Source organism: Candidatus Eremiobacterota bacterium, assembly GCA_031082125.1.
Taxonomy (GTDB): Bacteria; Vulcanimicrobiota; CADAWZ01; order CADAWZ01; family Ess09-12; genus Ess09-12.
The window spans coordinates 12,925-31,754 of the sequence record JAVHLM010000029.1 but is presented as its reverse complement, the minus strand read 5'-3'; the positions used below and the strand labels follow the sequence as shown (position 1 = coordinate 31,754).

The following is an 18,830-nucleotide window of genomic DNA, read 5'->3' as shown; positions in this document are numbered from 1 at the left end:
ATGGAAAAACACCTGAAAATTCTTATTACTGCTCTCATCGCCGTGTTGTCTCTCATGAGGCAGCCCTGCCCGGCCGGGGAGATTCATGAAGCCGCCGGTGCAGGCGATATCAAGAAGGTACAGCAGTTTCTGAAGGAGAATCCCGAGCTCCTCAACGTGGGGGATATGGTGCAGGGGCAGCTTCCTCTTCACCGCGCCGCCCAGGGGGGCAGCAAGGAGATGACGGCTTTCCTGATCTCCAGGGGAGCAAGTGTCCACGCGAAAGACAGGGACGGCCAGACCGCTCTTCATGTCGCTGCCTCTCCCGCCGTGGGCGATCTCCTTATCGGGAGGGGTGCTGACGTGACGGCCCGTGACAGCTACGGTCGCACGCCCCTCCACTATGCGGCCTATTACGGCAGGGATAAAATGGTGGGATATTTCCTGGAAAAAGGGGGCGAGATAAACGGCCTTGACGAGGAGAAGAACACGCCTCTTATGTGGGCTCTCATGAACGGCCACCCGGAGACGGCCCTCCTTCTCATGGCCCAGGGCGCGGCGCTGAACCTCCGCAATGCGGCAGGAGCCTCGGCCCTCTCCATCGCGAAGAAAAAAGGCTACAGGACCGTCGTTGACGAACTCACGAAGAAAAATGTCACCGAGTAGCTCTTATGGAAAAAATTGGAGACCAGCTCCATGTGCTGAAGTTTCCCGATCTTTTTAATGCGAACTGCTTTCTTATTGAGACAGAAAGCCTCTTCATTGTGGTGGACACCTTCATGGGTCCTGCCAGTATGGTGCCTTTCCTGGATTATATGAAATCCCGCGGCGGGAAGCGCTCTCTTTTTATAGTGAACACTCACCATCACTTTGACCATGTCTGGGGAAACTGCGCATTTGGGGACGCTGCGGTGGTGATTGCCCAGGAAGAGTGCCTCGCCATGATGAGAGAAAGCGCCCAGGCCACCCTTGATTCCTACAGGAAGAGCAGCCCTGACTGGGAGAAAGGCAGGGTGACCATAGTGCTTCCCGGCATCACCTTCTCACGGCGCCTCACCATAAGCGACGGTACCGTCGATGTCGTTCTTGAGCACCTGCCCGGCCATTCACGGGACTCCCTCGTGGTCTTTCTCGAGCCTTCCCACGTGTGCCTTGCCGGCGACATGGTGGAAGATCCCTTCCCCCTGGCCCATGAGGGAGGTCCCGGCACCTCGCTTGACCTGTTTATAAGAAACCTCGGGAGGCTCAGGAAATGGAAGCCCCGCCAGGTCTTTCCCGGCCATGGGGAGAGGACCGATCCCTCCCTGGCAGATGATAACAGAGAGTATCTTTCAAGGCTCAGGAGCATCGTGAAGAAGCTCATCAAAGAGGGGAAGGAGCCTGAGCCTTTGAACGTGGCTGTGGAGGAGTGCCTCGGGAGGAAGTCCGTCCTCAGTGATTTTTACAGGGAAGCCCATGAAGGCAACGTGCATGCGGCGGCAGCTCAATTATCGAGCCCCCGGGGGCCGGCCTGACCTGCAAGCTGCTCCTTCACGTATTCCTCAAGACGGCCCAGGGCTTCCGGCATGTTCCTTCTGCCGAAGCCTATGCGGAAGTGCCTCTCGTCAAAGTCGTAATGGGTGCCCGGCATGAGCAGCACGCCTTTTTTCTCCACAAGGTCTGTCACGAAATCCAGCACATTTTTTTCAAAGAGCAGCGAGGGGAAGGCAATGGACCCTGCACGGGGGGGAGCCCACCTGAAGAGGTGCCCGTATTCCCTGAAGAATCCTGACAGAAGCTCCATGTTGAGGGATATGATTGATAGATTCCGCGCCAGGAGCTTATCCCTGTTCCTGAGGGCAATCATCGAGAGGAGCTCCGAGGGAGCGCTGCTGCAGATTGTGGTGTAATCCTTGAAGGAAGCCATTTTCCGCCTCAGGTCCCTGTCAGCGGTCGCAACCCATCCTATCCTGAGGCCCGCAAGCCCGAGGGATTTTGACATGACTCCCAGTGATATGCCCTTGTCAAGGCAGTCGCAGAGGGCAGGGAGCCGCAAGGAACAGTCATGTTCCAGCATGCGGTACACCTCGTCGCAGAAGAGGGTGATGCCCTTCTGCGCTGCTATCTCAATGAGCCTTTCGTAATCTGCGCGGAGCATGAGGTGGCCCGTGGGATTGTGGGGCGTATTGATGATAATGGCCCTGGTATCTTTCTCGATCAGTCTCTCCAGGAGGTCCATATCCAGGTGCCACAGCCCCTTGCGCTCATCCATTACCCAGCGGGTGACACGGCACCCTATGGAGTCCGCCACCTCATAGAGTGACTGGTACGCCGGGAACTGCACGATGACGTGATCGCCTTTGCCGAGGGCCACGTTCATGAAGATGAAAATTGCCTCCTCGGCGCCGGAGAAGACAATGATATCATCGGCGCCCATCCTCTCATAGAGGCGCGCCAGCTCCTCCCTGAGAGCGGGGTGCCCCAGGGACTCCGTGTAGCCGAGCCGCAGGGCCCGCAGCTCGCTCAGGCTCCCCTCCTCCAGGGAGAGGAGTTCCTCCACCGACCAGCTTTCGCAGTCGGAAGAGCAGAGAAGATAAGGGGCGCTGAACTCGTGGCGGGCAAAAAACCGCTCGAGCCTGAAATCGGCTATCTTCATCGCTTTGAGCAGGCCGGCTCTCGCGAGGGCCGGCGCTTCTGCTCAATGACCACCGGCTCGGCCTTCCAGATCTCACCGTTGTATTCGCTGATGGTCCTGTCACTCGAGAATTTGCCCATGCGGCAGGTGTTCAGGATAGACATCTCGGTCCATTTCTGCTGGTTTCTGAAGAAGAGATTCACTTTCTCCTGGCAGGCGATATAGGAGGCATAGTCCTTGAGCACCAGGAAGAAGTCACCCTTTCCCAGCAGCGAATCAAGGAGAGGCTTGAAGAGCTCCCTGTCGCCACCGGAGAAGAGCCCTGTGGAAATCATCTCAAGTGATGCCCTCAGCTCATCGTTGTCGTGCACCTCCTGGAAGGGATCATACCCCGAGGCCCTGAGCTCCTGGACCTCCTGGGCCGTGAGGCCAAAGATGAAGATGTTCTCGTCGCCGACCTCTTCCCTGATCTCGATGGTGGCACCGTCAAGCGTCCCTATGGTGAGGGCGCCGTTGAGGGAGAGCTTCATGTTCCCTGTCCCTGACGCCTCCATGCCGGCGGTGGAAATCTGCTCCGAGAGGTCCGAGGCGGGGATTATCAGCTCGGCGAGCGTCACGCTGTAATTCTCCATGAAGACCACCTTGAGCATGTCGCCCATGTCGGGATCGTTGTTCACCACTTCAGCCACGGCGTTAATGAGCTTGATGATCAGCTTCGCCATGAAGTACCCCGGTGCCGCCTTCCCTGAGAAGATCTTTGTGCGTGGCACAAAATCCCCTCCGGGATTGTTCTTGATGCGGTGGTAAAGGGTGATGGTATGGAGCACATTGAGGAGCTGCCTCTTGTACTCGTGGACCCTCTTGATCTGGGAGTCAAATATTGATTCGGTGTTCAGGGTGATGCCCATGGTCTTCTCCACGTATTCCGCGAGCCTCTTCTTGTTGTTCTGCTTGATCTCCCTCCAGGCACGCCTGAATTTTTCGTCTTTTGCAGACTTTTCCATCTCCCTCAGCTGGAAGAGATCCTTTACCCAGCCGTCGCCTATGGTCCTGGAGGTCAGCGCGGCGAGCTCGGGGTTGCAGAGCAGCAGCCAGCGCCGCTGGGTGATCCCGTTGGTCTTGTTGCTGAATTTTTCAGGCCACAGCTCGGCAAAGTCCTTGAAGACCGACTCGACAAGGATCTGGGAATGAAGCTCCGCCACGCCGTTCACCGAGTGGCTTCCCACGACGGCCAGGTGCCCCATGCGCACGGCCTTCTCGGGAGTCTCCTCGATGATGGACATCCTTGCAAGGCGGCCCGTATCACCGGGGAAGCGGACGCTCACCTCATCCAGGTGGCGCCTGTTGATCTCGTAAATAATCTGGAGATGGCGGGGCAGTATCTCCTCCATCAGGGAGACGGGCCATCTCTCGAGGGCCTCGGGGAGCACCGTGTGGTTGGTATAGCCTATGGTCCCCTGGACTATGTCCCAGGCCTTCTCCCATCCGTAGCCCTCCTTGTCCACAAGGATCCTCATCAGCTCGGCAATGGCAAGGGCGGGGTGGGTGTCGTTGAGCTGGATGGCCGCCTTTTTCTCCAGGTTGTCAAGCGAGCGGTTCTTCACCTTGTGGCGCCTGATGATGTCCTGGAGCGATGCCGATACAAAGAAGTATTCCTGGATGAGCCTCAGGGTCTTCCCCTTGATCTGGTCGTCCTTGGGGTAGAGGACGCGGGTGATGGTCTCCGCGAGGCTCCTCTCCTGGACCGCAAGCATGTAATCTCCTTCGTTGAACTTCTCGAGGTTGAACTCGTGGATGGCCCTAGCCGACCAGAGCCGGAGCGTATTGGCCGTGAAGTTGCCGTAGCCGGGAATCGGTGTATCATAGGGCACAGCAAGAGCCTTTCTGGTGTCAACCCAGTCATGCCGGAGACTTCCTTTGTTGTCCGTGTATTGGATCACACGGCCGCTTATCTCGATGACATAAGTGTAATCCTGCCTCAGGGTTTCCCAGGGATTACCGAATTTCAGCCAGTTGTCGGGAAGCTCCACCTGGAAGCCGTCCTTGATTTTCTGGTTGAAGATGCCGTAGTCGTAGTGGATGCCGTAGCCGAAGGAGGGGATGGAGAGGGTGGCCATCGAGTCCAGGAAGCAGGCGGCGAGCCTTCCGAGGCCCCCGTTGCCCAGGCCGGCATCGGGCTCGAAGTTCATGAGCTCCTCCATATCCAGGTCATACCGGGCAAGGGTGTCTTTTGCCAGGTCGTACATGCCCAGGTTCACCAGGGCGTTCCCCAGTGTTCTCCCCATAAGGTATTCCATCGAGAGGTAATAGACGCGCTTCGCGTTTTCACCGTAATAATGGTGGTGAGAGTTGTTGGAGCGCTCCATGAGATAGTCTCTCACCGTGTAGGCGAGGCTCATGTAAAAGTCGATGTCCCTGGAGGTGAATTTTTCCTTGCCCTGGGTGTACTCCATGTGATTTGCCATGAAGCGCTCAATGCTGGCCCTGTCCAAATCCAGGAAGTCCTCCATGAGTGCCCAGAATGCCTCTCTTTTCGGGTCCGGCGAGGGTGCGGTGCCTGTCGATGAACTTTTCTTCACTGTGATCATACCTCTCTTTCTGTGCGGAGCTTTTTTCGCTTGTCTCTATCCTGATTGCCTCGTTGCCCTGCCGAAGGCTTCCATGAGCCTTCCCGTGATCTCTCCCGGGCAGGCAAAGAGAGTCTCGTCAACCTTCCGGACAGGGAGGAGCGCCTTGATGGTGCTCGAGACAAAGCACTCGCTGCATCCACTGATGATGTCGGCAGGGAGGCGCTCTTCCCGGGCAGTGATGCCGATCTCCAGGGCGAGCCTGAGAATGAACTGACGCGTAATTCCGGGCAGGAGGCCTGACTCGAGTGCAGGCGTGAGAAGAACGCCTTCTCTGACAAAAAACACGTTGCTTGACGAGCACTCAGCTATCTCGTTGTTGAGATTGAGCATGAGGGCCTCGTCGCCTCCCTTCCTGTGGGCGTCCATGTAGGCCAGCCTCACATTGAGCAGGTTGCCCGACTTGATGGCGGGGTTCAGGCATGCCACGTCATTGCGTTTTACCGTGGCAGTGTAAAGGGTAATTCCTTTCCGGTAATATTCCGGGGAGAAGCCCTTGAACTCAAAGCATATCATCACTGTCGTGGGCTTCTGGAGCTTATCGAGGCGGTAACCCGGCTTGCCCTCACCCCGCGTCACCATGACCCTGTAGAGATACTCTTCGGCCTCAACGTGGTGAGCCAGGCGCTTCATCTCGGCGGCACACTCCTCGAGGGTGAAGGGGATGGTGAGTTCTATGGCCTGGCCGGACCGCGCGAGGCGCTCAAGGTGCTCTTTCAGCAGAAATGGCGCTTTCCCGTACGTTCTGATGGTCTCATAAATGCTGTCTCCATAAAGAAAGCCATGATCGAAGACCGGTATCTTCGCTTCCTCTGCCGCCGTGATGGTGCCGTTTATGCTTACTGCCGTCACAATGATTACCTTCTTTCCCTGCGGGCTCTTTTCCGGCATACCTTAATGCATGCTCTTTTTTCCGTCCCTTGTGATGATAGGGATATGGCGCATCCAGAGCTGTTTTTCCCACCACTTCATGTTATGCGAGTACCACTCGATGGTCCTGTCAAGTCCCTCTTCCAGCGTGAATTCAGGCTCCCACCCCAGGATACTTTTTGCCTTGCCGATAGCGGCCGTATGGCGGAACACCTGGCCCGGCCTGTCCGAGATGGAGGTGATCATTGACTGGGGCCTCCCCATCTTCTTCACGATGAGGGAAGCGATATCCATTATGCTCACGCTCCTGCACGTGCCGATATTGATGACCTGGCCTTTCACTTTCTCGATATCGCAGTGTATTATCATATCGAGAGCCCTGCAGTGATCCTCCACGAAGATCCAGTCTCTCTCTGCGCTCCCGTCGCCATGGACAGTGAGAGGCTCATCAAGCAGGCAGCTTGTGATGAACCGGGGAATGGCCTTCTCCAGGTGCTGATGGGGGCCGAAGTTATTGAAAGGGCGGACAATGACGGCCGGTATGTCATAGGTGGCCCAGTAGGAATAAACAAGCCTGTCGGCACCTGCCTTGGCGCTCGCATAGGGGCTCATGGGGAGAAGGGGATGGTCCTCGTCCATGACCTCGGTGGTGGCCGTTCCGTACACCTCCGAGGTGGAGATATGGATAAACCGCTTTACCTTTCTGGCATGGTTCACCACGGCGTTCGCCACGGCCTGGGTGCCGAGGATGTCCGTCTCGAAGAAGAGAAGGTTGTCAAAAATCGAGCGTGTCACGTGGGTTTCGGCGGCAAAGTGGACCACGATGTCTGACTGTTCCACGAGGGTATCCACCAGCTCGGAGTTTCTCACGTTGCCGTACCAGAAAGAGAAATTCTCGACCTCATTGATGTTCCCCGGGAGGTTGTCCATTGTTCCCGCGTAGGTGAGCGCATCAAGGACAACGATGGTGTAGGAGGGATATTTCTGGCGGAGATACCGCACGAAATTGGAGCCGATAAAGCCGGCTCCCCCGGTGATGAGGACTGTGGTGCTCATTGAAACGCTCCTTTATGCTTAAGATTACCGTGATGAAGCACCTTTCCAGAAGCCAGGCGCCCGGTGGCGGCTCGTTTTTTATACCTGGTGTGGTGGTGCCCGTTTATACTTCTCCCCCCGGGGCTTTACCTCCTCTGAGAGAGAAGTATCGGGAGGCTTTCTTTTCCATGATTGAAGGTAAGATCTGCCACCGAGAGGTACGGCACGAACTCCCCGTAAAGCTGGGTATAGACCGGGTGGACATACTCCTGGAAGAGGACTTCTATCCCGTGGCTCCTGAATCTCTCCTCCTCGATATAGGCTGCCCCCGCCTTGCCCTCGTAAAACCTGTCGGCGCCGAAATGCATGCACAGTGAGATGAGCCTTCCATTCCTGTCGCCCTCTATGGCCAGCGATGAAGAACATACGAGGGGCCTGTCAATCTCAAGGAACTCCATGAGCCTCCTGATAAAGAACATGTCGATATCAATGAGCATTTCCCAGTGCTTTCCATAGGCCTCTTCAAAGATGCCTATGGTCTCAGTGAAAAAACGCGCCTTTCGGTAATATTGCGCTATCGAGGCGAGGTGCTTCTTTTTCCAGTCTGTCCTGTTATTGATTTTCACGTCTTTCACCAGGGTGGCCGTGAGGTTTTCCTGCTCGAGGGGCACAGTGAGCCAGCACCATCCCCCCGGGGTCTTTATTCTGTTGCGGTTTCTCCACCCTCCCTTGTCAAAGGTGACGTCATCATAAATGACAAAGAGATCGCTCCTGTAAAGCTGCTCGAAGAAGCCGAGCCAGGGAAGGTAGCCGGGCTGAAGGATGCCTATGGTCATAAGAAGCTCCGGAATATCAGGCCAGGTGTTATTGTCTCTGGAGGTTCAACCTTGCCGCAAAGTACTCTTTCGTGTACCCGAGGCCTTCATTGAGGGTCACCCTGGGGCTCCAGCCAAGCTTTTCCCGGGCCAGGGATATGTCAGGCTTCCGGCGTCTTGGATCATCCTGGGGGAGAGGCTCATGGATGATCCTGGAGCCAGATCGGCAGATTATGCTGACCTGCTCTGCAATGTCTTTTATGGTATACTCTTCGGGATTGCCCAGGTTCACCGGCCCGATGAAGGCGGGGCACTCCATCATGGCGATGAGGCCCTCCACAAGGTCGGAGACATACATGAAGCTCCTTGTCTGCGTGCCGTCGCCATAGATGGTGATTGGCTCGTTCTTGAGGGCCTGGACCAGGAAATTGGAAACGACGCGCCCGTCGTTCTGGGCCATCTGGGGGCCGTAGGTGTTGAAAATCCTCACTATCTTTACATCAACACCGTTCATCCTGTGGTAATCCATGCAGAGGCATTCAGCCACGCGCTTGCCTTCGTCATAACAGGAGCGAATTCCTATGGGATTTACATTTCCCCAGTATGACTCCTTCTGGGGATGGACCTCGGGATCGCCGTAGACCTCAGAGGTCGAAGCCTGGAGTATCCTGGCTTTGACCCGCTTGGCAAGCCCGAGCATGTTGATCATACCGAGCGTCGAGCACTTGATGGTCTTGATGGGGTTATACTGATAGTGTATTGGCGAGGCAGGGCACGCCAGGTTATAGATTTCATCGACTTCCACGGTGAGAGGCTCAATGATATCGTGCCTGATGAACTCAAAGTTCCTTTCCCCCATGAGCTCCCTGAGGTTCTCTTTTGACCCTGTGAAGAGGTTATCGACACAGAGCACTTCGTGGCCGCGCTTCAAGAGCTCCCTCACGAGGTGCGAACCTATGAAGCCGGCGCCGCCGGTAACAAGAATCCTTTTCATCGCGCTCCTTTCTTCCAGGCCGCCGAGCGTCCCGGGTAGACGGACCTGTTCCCTATATTCCAGGAATATTTATAAAACCCCTCCACTGCCTTACAGGACTTTGGCCTTTCCCGTTGAATCTCTCCTTGAAAGCAGACCTCGCTGTGCCAGGAGTTTTCCCATTATACAGGCGGAAATCTTGCAATCTGACCCTTCAGCCTCCCGGAGAAGCCCTCGAGGTTTTCCGGGATAGAAAGAGAGAGCCGCGCTGAGGTGAAGATGGAGAAGAGGGTGGGTTTTGGAGAGAAAGCCAAGGGAAATAGAGCGTGGGGTCGATGAGAGCCACACCCACGGGAGCCTGCCGGTGCTCCTGGGCACCCTTTTTGCCTCCTTTCATGATTCAGTGGTCATTACCGATCTGGAAGGGAAAATTCAGAGAGTGAGCAAGGGGACCCTCACAAGTCACGGTTTTTCTGATGAGGGGGAAATACTCGGCAGGAGCGCCTTTGATCTCATCCACCCCTCTGAGTATGAGCGGGCGCGCCGGAATCTTGCAATCGCCCTCGAGTCGGGCCTTGTGAAGGATGCTGAATATCTCCTGGTAAGGAAGGACGGCACCACCTTCTACGGGGAGCTCACTGCAAGCACGCTGTGCAGCGAGTCGGGAGCGCCTGCGGGCTTCGTCGCCATCACAAAAGATATCACGGCAAGAAAGGAAAACGAAGAAAAGCTCAGTTTTTTCTATAATGCGGTGAATGCCGCCCTTGTGGGGTTCCTGGTGATAGACCGGTCGGGGACCCTTTATTATGCCAACGAGTACTTTTCCAACCTGCTGGGGTTCGAAAAGAGGGAGATGGCGGGCCGCGATATATGCTCCTTTTTTTCTGAGGCCACGCGGGAGCTCCTGGTAACAAGGATAGGCCTGGGAACCATAGCAGGCAGGTGGCATGAAGACCTTGTCGCCCTGGAGAAGGATGGGGGAACCATAGAGGTGGCAACGTTCTTTTCCCCTTACATAGATGAAGAGGGCTCAGTGAAGGGCTATCTGGTCACCCTGGTGGATATTTCGGGGGAGAGGCAGCTGAGGCGCGATCTTGCCGAAAAGGTAAGAGACATGGAGATCTTCGGCCATATCATCGCCCATGACTTCAAGACCCCCCTCATCTCGATACAGGAATTCTCCAGGCTTCTCGCAGAGCATGCCACCAATAAGCTCTGCGATGAGGAAAAGGATATGCTGGCGCGGATTGTGTCAGGCTCAAGAGAGGCTCTTGCCATGATTGACGATCTGCGCAGGTACTATCTCATCGACAGGGAAGAGGAGCATTATGCCGAGGTTGACGTGAAGGCCATGCTCGAGCAGATCTCAATGCAGATAAAAGCCGAGGACCGGTTCGCCCGGGTAAGGATAGTGCCAGAAGGGGAGCTTCCCTTGATGATGGTCCGCCCTTCGGCATTTCATCACATCCTGCACAACCTGCTGGAGAACGGCGCAAAGTTCGGAGCCAGCCTTATTTCTGTCAGGTACGACCGGCACCGTGACTTTCACCGGTTCACTATCAGTGACGACGGGTGGGGAATTGAGCCTTTTTTCATCAAGAAGGTCTTTGATATCTTCAGCAGGTCCCCCAAGGCGAGAAAGGAAAGCTCCGGTACGGGAATCGGTCTTGCCATAGTCCAGAGGATGGTAAAGAAGCACGGCGGGAGAATAACCGCGGAGAGCATCGAGGGGAAAGGGACCACCTTTTCCCTCGAGATTCCCGTGACTCCCTCCTGAATGGAATTTTTTCCCCCTCGCGAGGTAGCAGAGTGAGGGGAGTATGATACGGTTTTAGGGATATTCTGAAAAGCGAGGTGTTCTATGAAAAAGGCATTGGTAGTCCTCCTGCTGGTGTGCGCTGGCGCCCTGATCCTCTCGGGTCTTGCCTCATGCAAGAAAACAGTCCCTGAGCAGAGCGCGGTTCCCCCTCCGCCAAAAAACGTGGGGACTCTGGAGGTGGTGATGGGAGTCCCCACTGGACAGGTCACCGAAGAGGAGGAGCTCTCTACCGTCACTGCCTATTTCAACCAGCCCATGGCGCCCCTCACCACGGTGCCCAAAGATGACTCGACGGGCCCTATGATCTTTGATCCGCCTCTTGCGGGAAAATACCGCTGGCTTGGAACCTCGACCCTCACCTTTACCCCCCGGGAGCCCTTTCCCAATGGAATACAGGTGAAGGCCACGGTGCCGGCCGGGACCAAGTCTCTTTACGGGGCGGCCCTTGCCAAGGAGTACAGCTGGACTTTCGAGACTCTCAAGCCCCAGCTGAAAGAGTCCTTTCCAGAAAATGAGAAGAGATTCGTTGCCATTGACAAGCCTTTTTTCCTTCTCTTCAACATGCCCCTGGACACTGCAAAGGCAAAAATGTTCATAGATTTTGCCGCCATTAACAAGAAAAAGAACCGCCTGCCTGTAACCTTCACCGTGAGGGAAGCCACGGCTGCCGACAAGGACATTCCCGAAAAATGGAAGAAGGAAAATGTCCTTGTGGTGACGGCTTCCTATCCTCTCGGGCGGAGCACTACGTACAGCATCCTGCTCAAGGCCGGGCTGCCGGGGAAGAACGCCACCATGGGGATGGCCGAGAAGACCGAGCTCACCTTTACCACGCAGAATCCCTTCGCCGCCGTGAAACCCAAGACAAAGCCCAAGATAAACCCTGAGGACCATATCGCCTTCAGATTCACCAACCCTGTCTATATCAAGGACCTGGCCAGGAACCTCTCTTTCTCGCCTGAGGTCAAGATTCCCGATTATTATGAACAATACGAGTGGGACACTGAAACACCTGATTTTTACATAGACTTCAAGCCCCAGACGGAATACAAGGTGACCATCAGGGGCACCCTCAAGGACGTGTTCGGGAATACCCTCGGGAAAGATGTAGTCTATCCCTTCAAGACCACTGATTATGACCCCTCGTTCTCGATGGCGGAAGGCAACGGCGTCATCGAGGCAAAGTCCAGGCAGCAGTTTCCTGTCTATTTCTGCAATATAAAAAAGGTGCGCCTCAAGATGGCCAAGGTGCCCAAGGATGACGTGATTCCCGTTCTCACTTACAACAGCGATCAGAATCGCGGGAAGCTAATCGATTCTTACGAGGTCAACAGGGAATGGGATATAAGCCTCCCCCGGAATGAGAAGCGCGCCCTCCCCATCACCATGAGCGAGGTCCTGGGCAAGGATAAGACAGGAATTGTCTCCATTGTGCTGGACCATGAAACATTGCTTCGCAACCAGGGAAGAACAGCCGATTCCTTTGTACAGGTCACCAACCTCGGCGTCACCGGTAAATTCTCCCCGGAAAACGGTGTCGTCTGGGTCACCTCTCTCGACAAGGGAGAGCCTGTCGAGAAGGCCAAGGTGGAGATCCGCGATGACGACAACAAAGTCCTCTGGACCGGCGAAACGGACAGGAAGGGCACTGTGGAGACCAAAGGCTGGGCCATGCTGGGTCTGAAGAAGAAGGACCGCTGGGATACGCCGACACTCTGGATATTTGCGAGCAAGGATAAGGACCTTGCCTTTATCAACTCTGCCTGGGGATGGGGCATCTCCCCCTGGGCATTCAACATCGACTATAATTACAACCCCGATGAATGTGAGTACCAGGGGAGCCTTTTCACCGAGAGGGGGCTTTACCGCGGTGGAGAAGAGGTGAAGCTCAAGGGCATTTTCCGCGAGAAGCGCTGGGGGAAATGGGCCGTCTCGCGCCTCAATGAGGTGAACCTGAGGGTCACCGACTCGCGGGGCGAGAAGGTTTTCAAGAAAAATATCAGGCTCTCGCCCTTCGGTTCCTTTGACAGGTCCATTGCCCTTGAGGGAAATGCCCCTACGGGCCTGTACTCCATGAGCCTGTGGTGCTCCCCGCCCGGCATGAAGGAGCCTTTAGAGGTGGCCTCCGGGACCTTCCGCGTCGAGGCTTATGAGACGGCGGACTTCAAGGTCAACGTGGGATCCACCAGGCCCGACTATGTCATGCAGGATACCTACAGGGGCTTCATCCAGGGATGGTATCTTTTCGGCGCCCCCATGGCAGGGGAAAAGGTCTCATGGAAGTTCAGGCTCACTCCCTATGACTTCACGCCCAAGGGCTATGAGGACTATCTTTTCGGCCCCATGGGCCTGGATTATGACGGCAGGGAGGGCAGAGAAGACAGGGAAGACGGGGAGCAGAGCTCCCTTCTCGGGTCAGGCGAAGGGAAGCTGAACAGGGAGGGCAAGATAGATGTGAGCGTCCCTCTCAAGGCGGAGAAGGTCACGAGGACCATGCTTCTCACCGTTGAGGGCTCCGTGACGGCGGCAAACAGGAAAGAGCTCTCAGGAGCCGGTGAGTATCTTGTGCACAAGGGTGATTTTTACATCGGCGTGAAGCCGTTGAGTTCCTTCATCTCCGCAAAGAGCGGCCAGAGCATAGAGTTTATCACCGTGACGCCCGACGGGAAGAAGGTCACAGGCACTCCGCTGAAAGTGGACATATGCAGGCGCGAGTGGCACTCCGTGAGGAAATCTGGAATGTACGGGAGCCGCGAGTGGGTGACCGAGATGAAGGATGAGCCTGTCAAATCCTTCGAGGTGAAAACCAAGGATCAGCCCGTATCGATAAGCTTCACTCCAGAGAAGGCGGGCTATTATGTCGTCAAAGCCCAGGGCTCCGACAGAAAGCAGAACGTGGTCCTCAGCGAGGCAGGGTTTTATGCCTCGGGAACCGATTACGTCTCCTGGGCGCGCAGCGAGGACAACATGATGGAGCTGGTAAAGGACAGGAAGGAATACAGGCCCGGCGACAAGGCCCGCATCATCATCAAGTCCCCTTACGAAAAGGCAAAAGCTCTTGTCACCTTCGAGCGTGAGTTTGTCATGCAGAGAAAGGTGATTGACGTGAAGGGGAGCGCCGATGTCTTCGAGTTTGACGTGGAGCATGATGATATGCCCAATGTCTTTGTCTCGGTGCTCCTTGTCCAGGGAAGGGTCGCCGACGAGAAGTTCCAGGACGGCGAAGACCTGGGGAAGCCTTCCTTCAGGATAGGCTATATCAACATTCCTGTCGCATCGGAGAACAGGAAGCTGAAAGTTTCCGTCAAGTCAGACAGGGAGAGATATAAGCCCGGCGACGAGGTGGAGGTCAAGCTGAAGCTTGAGAACAGCGAAGGGAAGCCTGTGGTAGGCGAGGTATGCCTTGCCGCAGCCGATGTGGGAGTGCTGAGCCTCATCGATTACAAGACGCCCTCGTATTACAAGGACTTTTACGGTTCCCGCTCCCTCTCGGTGGAGTCGGCCGACACGCGCCTCCATATCATAGGGCAGCGTGACTACGGTGAGAAAGGAAAATCCGGCGGCGGCGGCGGAGTTGACCTTGCCTCCCTCGCCATGAGGAGCAACTTCAAGGCCACGGCATACTGGAATCCTACGATTGTCACCAACAGGCAGGGTGAGGCCACGGTAAGGTTCAAGCTTCCCGACAACCTCACGACCTTCAGGCTCATGGCCGTGGCAGAGACCAAAGACTCCATGTTCGGGTCGGGGGAGCAGGAGTTCACGGTGACCAAGCCGCTCCTCCTCAAGCCCTCCCATCCCCGCTTCGTGACCATACATGACAGGTTCCAGGCAGGTGTCCTCGTATTCAACGGCACCAAGGAGCAGGGTGAGGTGGCGGTGCAGATCGAGAGCCAGGGGCTTACATGTGAAGGCGGGCCTTCCCAGTCCATCTCCCTGGCCCCGGGCCAGGAGAAGGAGGTGCTCTATACTTTCAAAGCCGAGACTCCCGGCAAAGCGAAGCTCTCTTTCGGCGTCCGCATGGGCAGTGAGACTGACGGCCTCATATGCGAGATCCCTGTACAGGTCCCTGTTCTGACCGAAGCCGTGGCAACTTTCAATTCCACGGAGGCCGACAAGGCCCAGGAGAAGCTTGCCATCCCCGGCAACATCGATCCAGTCACAGGAAGCCTCTCGGTGGCCCTCTCCTCGACGGCGATGGTGGGCCTCAAGGGTGGGATCAATTACCTTGTTTATTACCCTTACGAGTGCTGCGAGCAGAAGCTCTCCAAAATAATGCCGGCCCTTATGGCGCAGGACCTCGTCGAGGCCTTTGACCTCTCGTCAAATCTCAAGGGGAAGCAGTACCGGGATTTCATCCAGTCCTATCTCAAGGCCCTGGAGAATTACCAGAAAGAGTCGGGCGGCTTCAGCCTCTGGGAGGAAGAGAAGAGCAGCGAGCGTGAATACCTCTCCTGCTATGCCATGTATGCCCTTGCCGTTGCAAAGGAAAAGGGCTATAAGGTCGATGACGGGGTGGTGAAGAAAGGCCTGGGCTACCTGAAGGCCGTGCTCACGAGGCAGGCCTCCTCTACCTGGAGCCTCCCTTACGGCGAGCGCGGCATCTATAACACCAAATGCTTTGCCCTCTATGACCTTTACCTCATGGGGGCGAGTGACCCCTCGTACCTTGCGCTCCTTTACAGCAAGAGGGAGAAGATGTCCCTCTTCGGGCAGGCCCTTCTTCTCAGGACGCTCCACAGGGAGCCCTCGATGAAGGAGCAGGAGAGAGAGCTCGGCGCTGCCCTGATGAACAAGATCAAGACCAGTCCCACCTCGGCACATTTCGAGGAGGGCACTGATGACGCAGGCCTCCAGTGGATTTACGACTCGAATGTCCGCACCACGGCCCTTCTGCTCCAGGCATTCATTGAATGTGACGTCAATTTCCCCGACGTGTCAAAAGTGGTGAAGTGGCTCACTGCACAGCAGAAAAGGGGACGGTGGGGCACCACCCAGGAGAACGTTTACTGTTTCAGCGCCCTCTCGGCGTATTTGCGAAAGTATGAAAAGCAGGTCCCCGACTATGACGTGAAGGTCCTGCTGGGCTCACAGGATATCCTGGATGCCTCTTTCAAGGGGCGGGAAATGAAGGTGCCGTCCAAGGAAGTGCCCATGAGGGATCTCAAGGCCGGCGCCGATTCGCCGGTGGTTTTTGAAAAGCGCGGCAAGGGCAGGCTCTATTACACGCTCCGCCTCAAGTACATGCCCCTTGAGAAGTCGCCATGCAAGGATGAAGGGATTGCAGTCTTCAAGACCATCGAGCCAGTGGACCAGGTGAAGGAGGGCGAAGCCCTCAAGGCCGGTGCTGTCTACAAAGTGACCCTCAGCGTGGTGACACCCCAGGAGAGGAGCTTTGTCGTGGTGGACGATCCCCTCCCCGGCGGCTTTGTGGTCGTCAACACGGCCCTGGCCACGGAGAAGGGCGAGCTTTCGAGGAAGCTCGCGAAGCTCCGCCTCGATGAGCAGGAGGGTCTCTGGGGCTCAACCTTTGACCACTCGGAGATTTACGATGACAGGGTCCTCATCTTTGCCGACTGCCTCCATGCCGGCGAGCACCGCTTCACCTATTTCGTGAGAGCCCTTTACTTTGGAACTTACATGATGCCCTCCACAAAGGCTGAGCAGATGTATGAGCCAGAGGTCTTCGGCTATTCCGAGCAGAAAACGGTGGAGATAAAATGAGAGCAGGGAAGCGTCGAAAAGCGACAAGGGGCGTGCTCATCTTTCTGTGCGTGCTCCTTGCCGCCTATCTTGCGATTCCTCTCCCGGGAGACGAGCTTTTCCCGGGGACGGCGGCCTCGGCCGAGCTGCTGGACAGGCAGGGAAAGGTCCTCAGGACGGTGCTGTCCGATGAGGAAGGGACAAGCTGCTGGAAGAGCCTCGACGAGATATCGCCATATCTTCTGCAGGCGACGGTGGCGGCCGAGGACAGGAGGTTCTACCGCCATTGCGGAGTCGATCCAAGGGCTGTGGCACGGGCCCTGGTGCAGAACCTGCAGGCCCGGCGGATAGTCTCGGGGGCTTCGACGATTACCCAGCAGGTTGCCGGGATAACCTATCACCTTCCCCAGGGGAGGGTGGTCTCGAAGCTCCGGGAGATGATCTATGCCCTCAAGATTGAGGGCCGCCTCAACAAGAAGGCCATTCTGGAGGTCTACCTGAACCGTGTCCCATACGGGAACCAGCTTTATGGCGCCGAGGCCGCGTCGGAAGCTTATTTTGAGAAGCCCGCCAGAGATCTCTCGCCGGCACAGGCTGCATTTCTTGCCGCCATTCCCCAGGCTCCCTCCCTTTTTGACCCTTACAGGAATTTCGGCAGAGTCCTTGCCCGGCAGCGCGAGATTCTGGGACTCATGCGCCAGGAAGGGTTCATTGGCGAGAAGGAGCTCATGGGTGCCCTCAATGAGCCGTTAAAAGTGGCCCCGAGAGATCTCTCCTACAGGGCGCCTCACTTCTGCGACTATGTCATCGCCACGCTGAAGTCGCAGGGCATCAGGCCGTCAGGGGCCGTCACCACCACGCTTGACGGGTATCTCCAGGAGAAGGTGGAGGTCCTGCTCAGGGAGAGAGTGAGGGCTCTCAGGGACCAGGGAGTCTCAAACGGTGCCGTGGTCGTACTTGACAACAGGACATGGGAGGTGCTCGCGATGGCGGGCTCCGTGGATTTCTGGGGGCCTGACGGGCAGGTCAACGCCGCCCTGGCGCTCCGTCAGCCTGGTTCGACGCTCAAGCCTTTCACTTATGCCATCGCCCTCGAGACGGGGCTCAAAGCCTCCGATATCATTCCCGACCTCAGGATAAGCATTCCCACGGAAAGCGGCGATTTCACGCCTCTCAATTATGACAACACCTTTCATGGCCCCGTGAGGATGCGGACTGCCCTGGCCTGCTCCTATAATGTCCCTGCCGTGAGAACGCTTCAGCATGTGGGTAAGGAGTTCCTCTGCAAGCGCCTCCGCGCGGCGGGATTCACGAGCCTGATCAGAGATCCCAGATTCTATGGGCTTGGACTGACCCTGGGGAGCGGCGAGATTACGCTCCTTGAGCTTGCCAGGGGATATGCGATGTTTGCATGCGGCGGAGAGACCTTCCCGCTCCACGTGGTGAGGAAGGTGAAGGATGCCCGGGGTGGCGCTGTGGCGCTCCCCCTCGATACGGCACCTTTAAGGGTATTCTCGCCACAGGCCTCCTTTATTGTCACGGACATCCTTGATGATGATGAAGCACGTGTCCCCGCATTCGGGAGGTACAGCCCCCTCTCGCTTCCTTTCCACTGTGCCGCCAAGACAGGCACTTCAAAGAATTTCCGTGACAACTGGACCGTGGGATATACTCCCTTATATACCGTTGCCGTGTGGGTGGGGAATTTTGACAACACTCCGATGAAAAAGGTCTCGGGCATTACGGGAGCAGGCCCCCTTTTCTATGATGTCATGATGACCGTCATGAAGGGAAAAGCCTGCGAGGACTTCCCCATGCCCCCCGGGATGGCTGAAATGGCCATATGCCCCCAGTCAGGCATGCTCCCCGGCGACTTCTGCCCCGACAGCATGAAGGAGTATTTTATGGAAGGGCATGTTCCCAGGACCCGGTGCGACGTCCACCGCATGGTGAAGATCGACAGGCGCACCGGTGCGGCGGCTTCCCCGGACTGTCCCCGCCATTATGTCCATGAAAAGGTCTATGAAGTCTATCCGCCCCTCTATGCCACCTGGATGGCAGAGCATCACATCAGTCCGCCCCCTGAGGCCATGGCGGCCTCTCCGGAAAGCCGGAAAGAGAGCCTTGCAGTCGTCTTTCCAAGAGATGGCGACCTTTTCCGGATCGATCCTATTCTCAGGAGGGAATATCAGGTTCTCCACTTCAAGGCCATGGTGCCTGAAAGCGTGAAGGAGATCACATGGTGGCTTGACGGCAAGCCTCTTGGCCTGGCGAAGTACCCCTTTGTCTATGAATGGCCTCTCCGTGATGGCGTCCATACCCTGGCAATAGGACCCGGTAGAGTACCCCCGAAGGAAAAAGTGACATTTTCCGTGTATTAAGAGAGAATGCCTGC

General features: G+C 56.4%; 11 protein-coding genes. 5 read left to right on the top strand and 6 right to left on the bottom strand.

Going from position 1 to position 18,830, the window contains the following annotated elements; translation table 11 throughout:
* Nucleotides 1-645, top strand: coding sequence for an ankyrin repeat domain-containing protein (locus RDV48_24855; protein MDQ7826056.1), 645 nt, complete (start codon nucleotides 1-3; stop codon nucleotides 643-645).
* 5 nt (nucleotides 646-650) lie between these two features.
* Nucleotides 651-1,493: an MBL fold metallo-hydrolase gene (locus tag RDV48_24850; GenBank protein MDQ7826055.1), complete on the top strand. Its 843-nt coding sequence runs from the start codon at nucleotides 651-653 to the stop codon at nucleotides 1,491-1,493.
* Here the strand turns inward: RDV48_24850 and RDV48_24845 are convergent.
* The 6 genes from RDV48_24845 to RDV48_24820 form a co-directional block, all read right to left on the bottom strand.
* Nucleotides 1,463-2,614, bottom strand: coding sequence for an aminotransferase class I/II-fold pyridoxal phosphate-dependent enzyme (locus RDV48_24845; GenBank protein MDQ7826054.1), 1,152 nt, complete (start codon nucleotides 2,612-2,614; stop codon nucleotides 1,463-1,465). The two genes, RDV48_24850 and RDV48_24845, sit on opposite strands and share 31 nt — an antisense overlap.
* On the bottom strand, nucleotides 2,611-5,181 hold the full coding sequence (locus tag RDV48_24840; GenBank protein ID MDQ7826053.1) for a glycogen/starch/alpha-glucan phosphorylase: 2,571 nt from the start codon (nucleotides 5,179-5,181) through the stop codon (nucleotides 2,611-2,613). Before RDV48_24840 ends, RDV48_24845 begins: the two co-directional genes overlap by 4 nt.
* 36 nt (nucleotides 5,182-5,217) lie before the next feature.
* The gene (locus RDV48_24835) at nucleotides 5,218-6,111 is read right to left on the bottom strand and encodes an aminotransferase class IV (protein ID MDQ7826052.1); all 894 of its coding nucleotides are present in this window, start codon (nucleotides 6,109-6,111) and stop codon (nucleotides 5,218-5,220) included.
* Nucleotides 6,112-6,114: 3 nt separating this feature from the next.
* Nucleotides 6,115-7,146, bottom strand: coding sequence for a GDP-mannose 4,6-dehydratase (locus RDV48_24830; GenBank protein MDQ7826051.1), 1,032 nt, complete (start codon nucleotides 7,144-7,146; stop codon nucleotides 6,115-6,117).
* Between the two features lie 125 nt (nucleotides 7,147-7,271).
* Nucleotides 7,272-7,961 carry a WbqC family protein gene (locus RDV48_24825; protein ID MDQ7826050.1) on the bottom strand — a complete coding sequence of 230 codons (690 nt, stop codon included), beginning with the start codon at nucleotides 7,959-7,961 and terminating at the stop codon, nucleotides 7,272-7,274.
* A 28-nt stretch (nucleotides 7,962-7,989) separates the two neighbouring features.
* The gene (locus RDV48_24820; protein ID MDQ7826049.1) at nucleotides 7,990-8,934 is read right to left on the bottom strand and encodes an SDR family oxidoreductase; all 945 of its coding nucleotides are present in this window, start codon (nucleotides 8,932-8,934) and stop codon (nucleotides 7,990-7,992) included.
* A 277-nt stretch (nucleotides 8,935-9,211) separates the two neighbouring features.
* Between RDV48_24820 and RDV48_24815 the strand changes: the two genes are divergently transcribed.
* From RDV48_24815 to pbpC, 3 genes are all read left to right on the top strand, one after another.
* Complete coding sequence (locus tag RDV48_24815; GenBank protein MDQ7826048.1) at nucleotides 9,212-10,690, top strand: PAS domain-containing sensor histidine kinase; 1,479 nt, start codon at nucleotides 9,212-9,214, stop codon at nucleotides 10,688-10,690.
* Between the two features lie 84 nt (nucleotides 10,691-10,774).
* On the top strand, nucleotides 10,775-16,456 hold the full coding sequence (locus RDV48_24810; GenBank protein MDQ7826047.1) for an alpha-2-macroglobulin family protein: 5,682 nt from the start codon (nucleotides 10,775-10,777) through the stop codon (nucleotides 16,454-16,456).
* Nucleotides 16,453-18,816: a penicillin-binding protein 1C gene (pbpC, locus tag RDV48_24805; protein MDQ7826046.1), complete on the top strand. Its 2,364-nt coding sequence runs from the start codon at nucleotides 16,453-16,455 to the stop codon at nucleotides 18,814-18,816. Before RDV48_24810 ends, pbpC begins: the two co-directional genes overlap by 4 nt.
* Nucleotides 18,817-18,830: the final 14 nt, after the last annotated feature.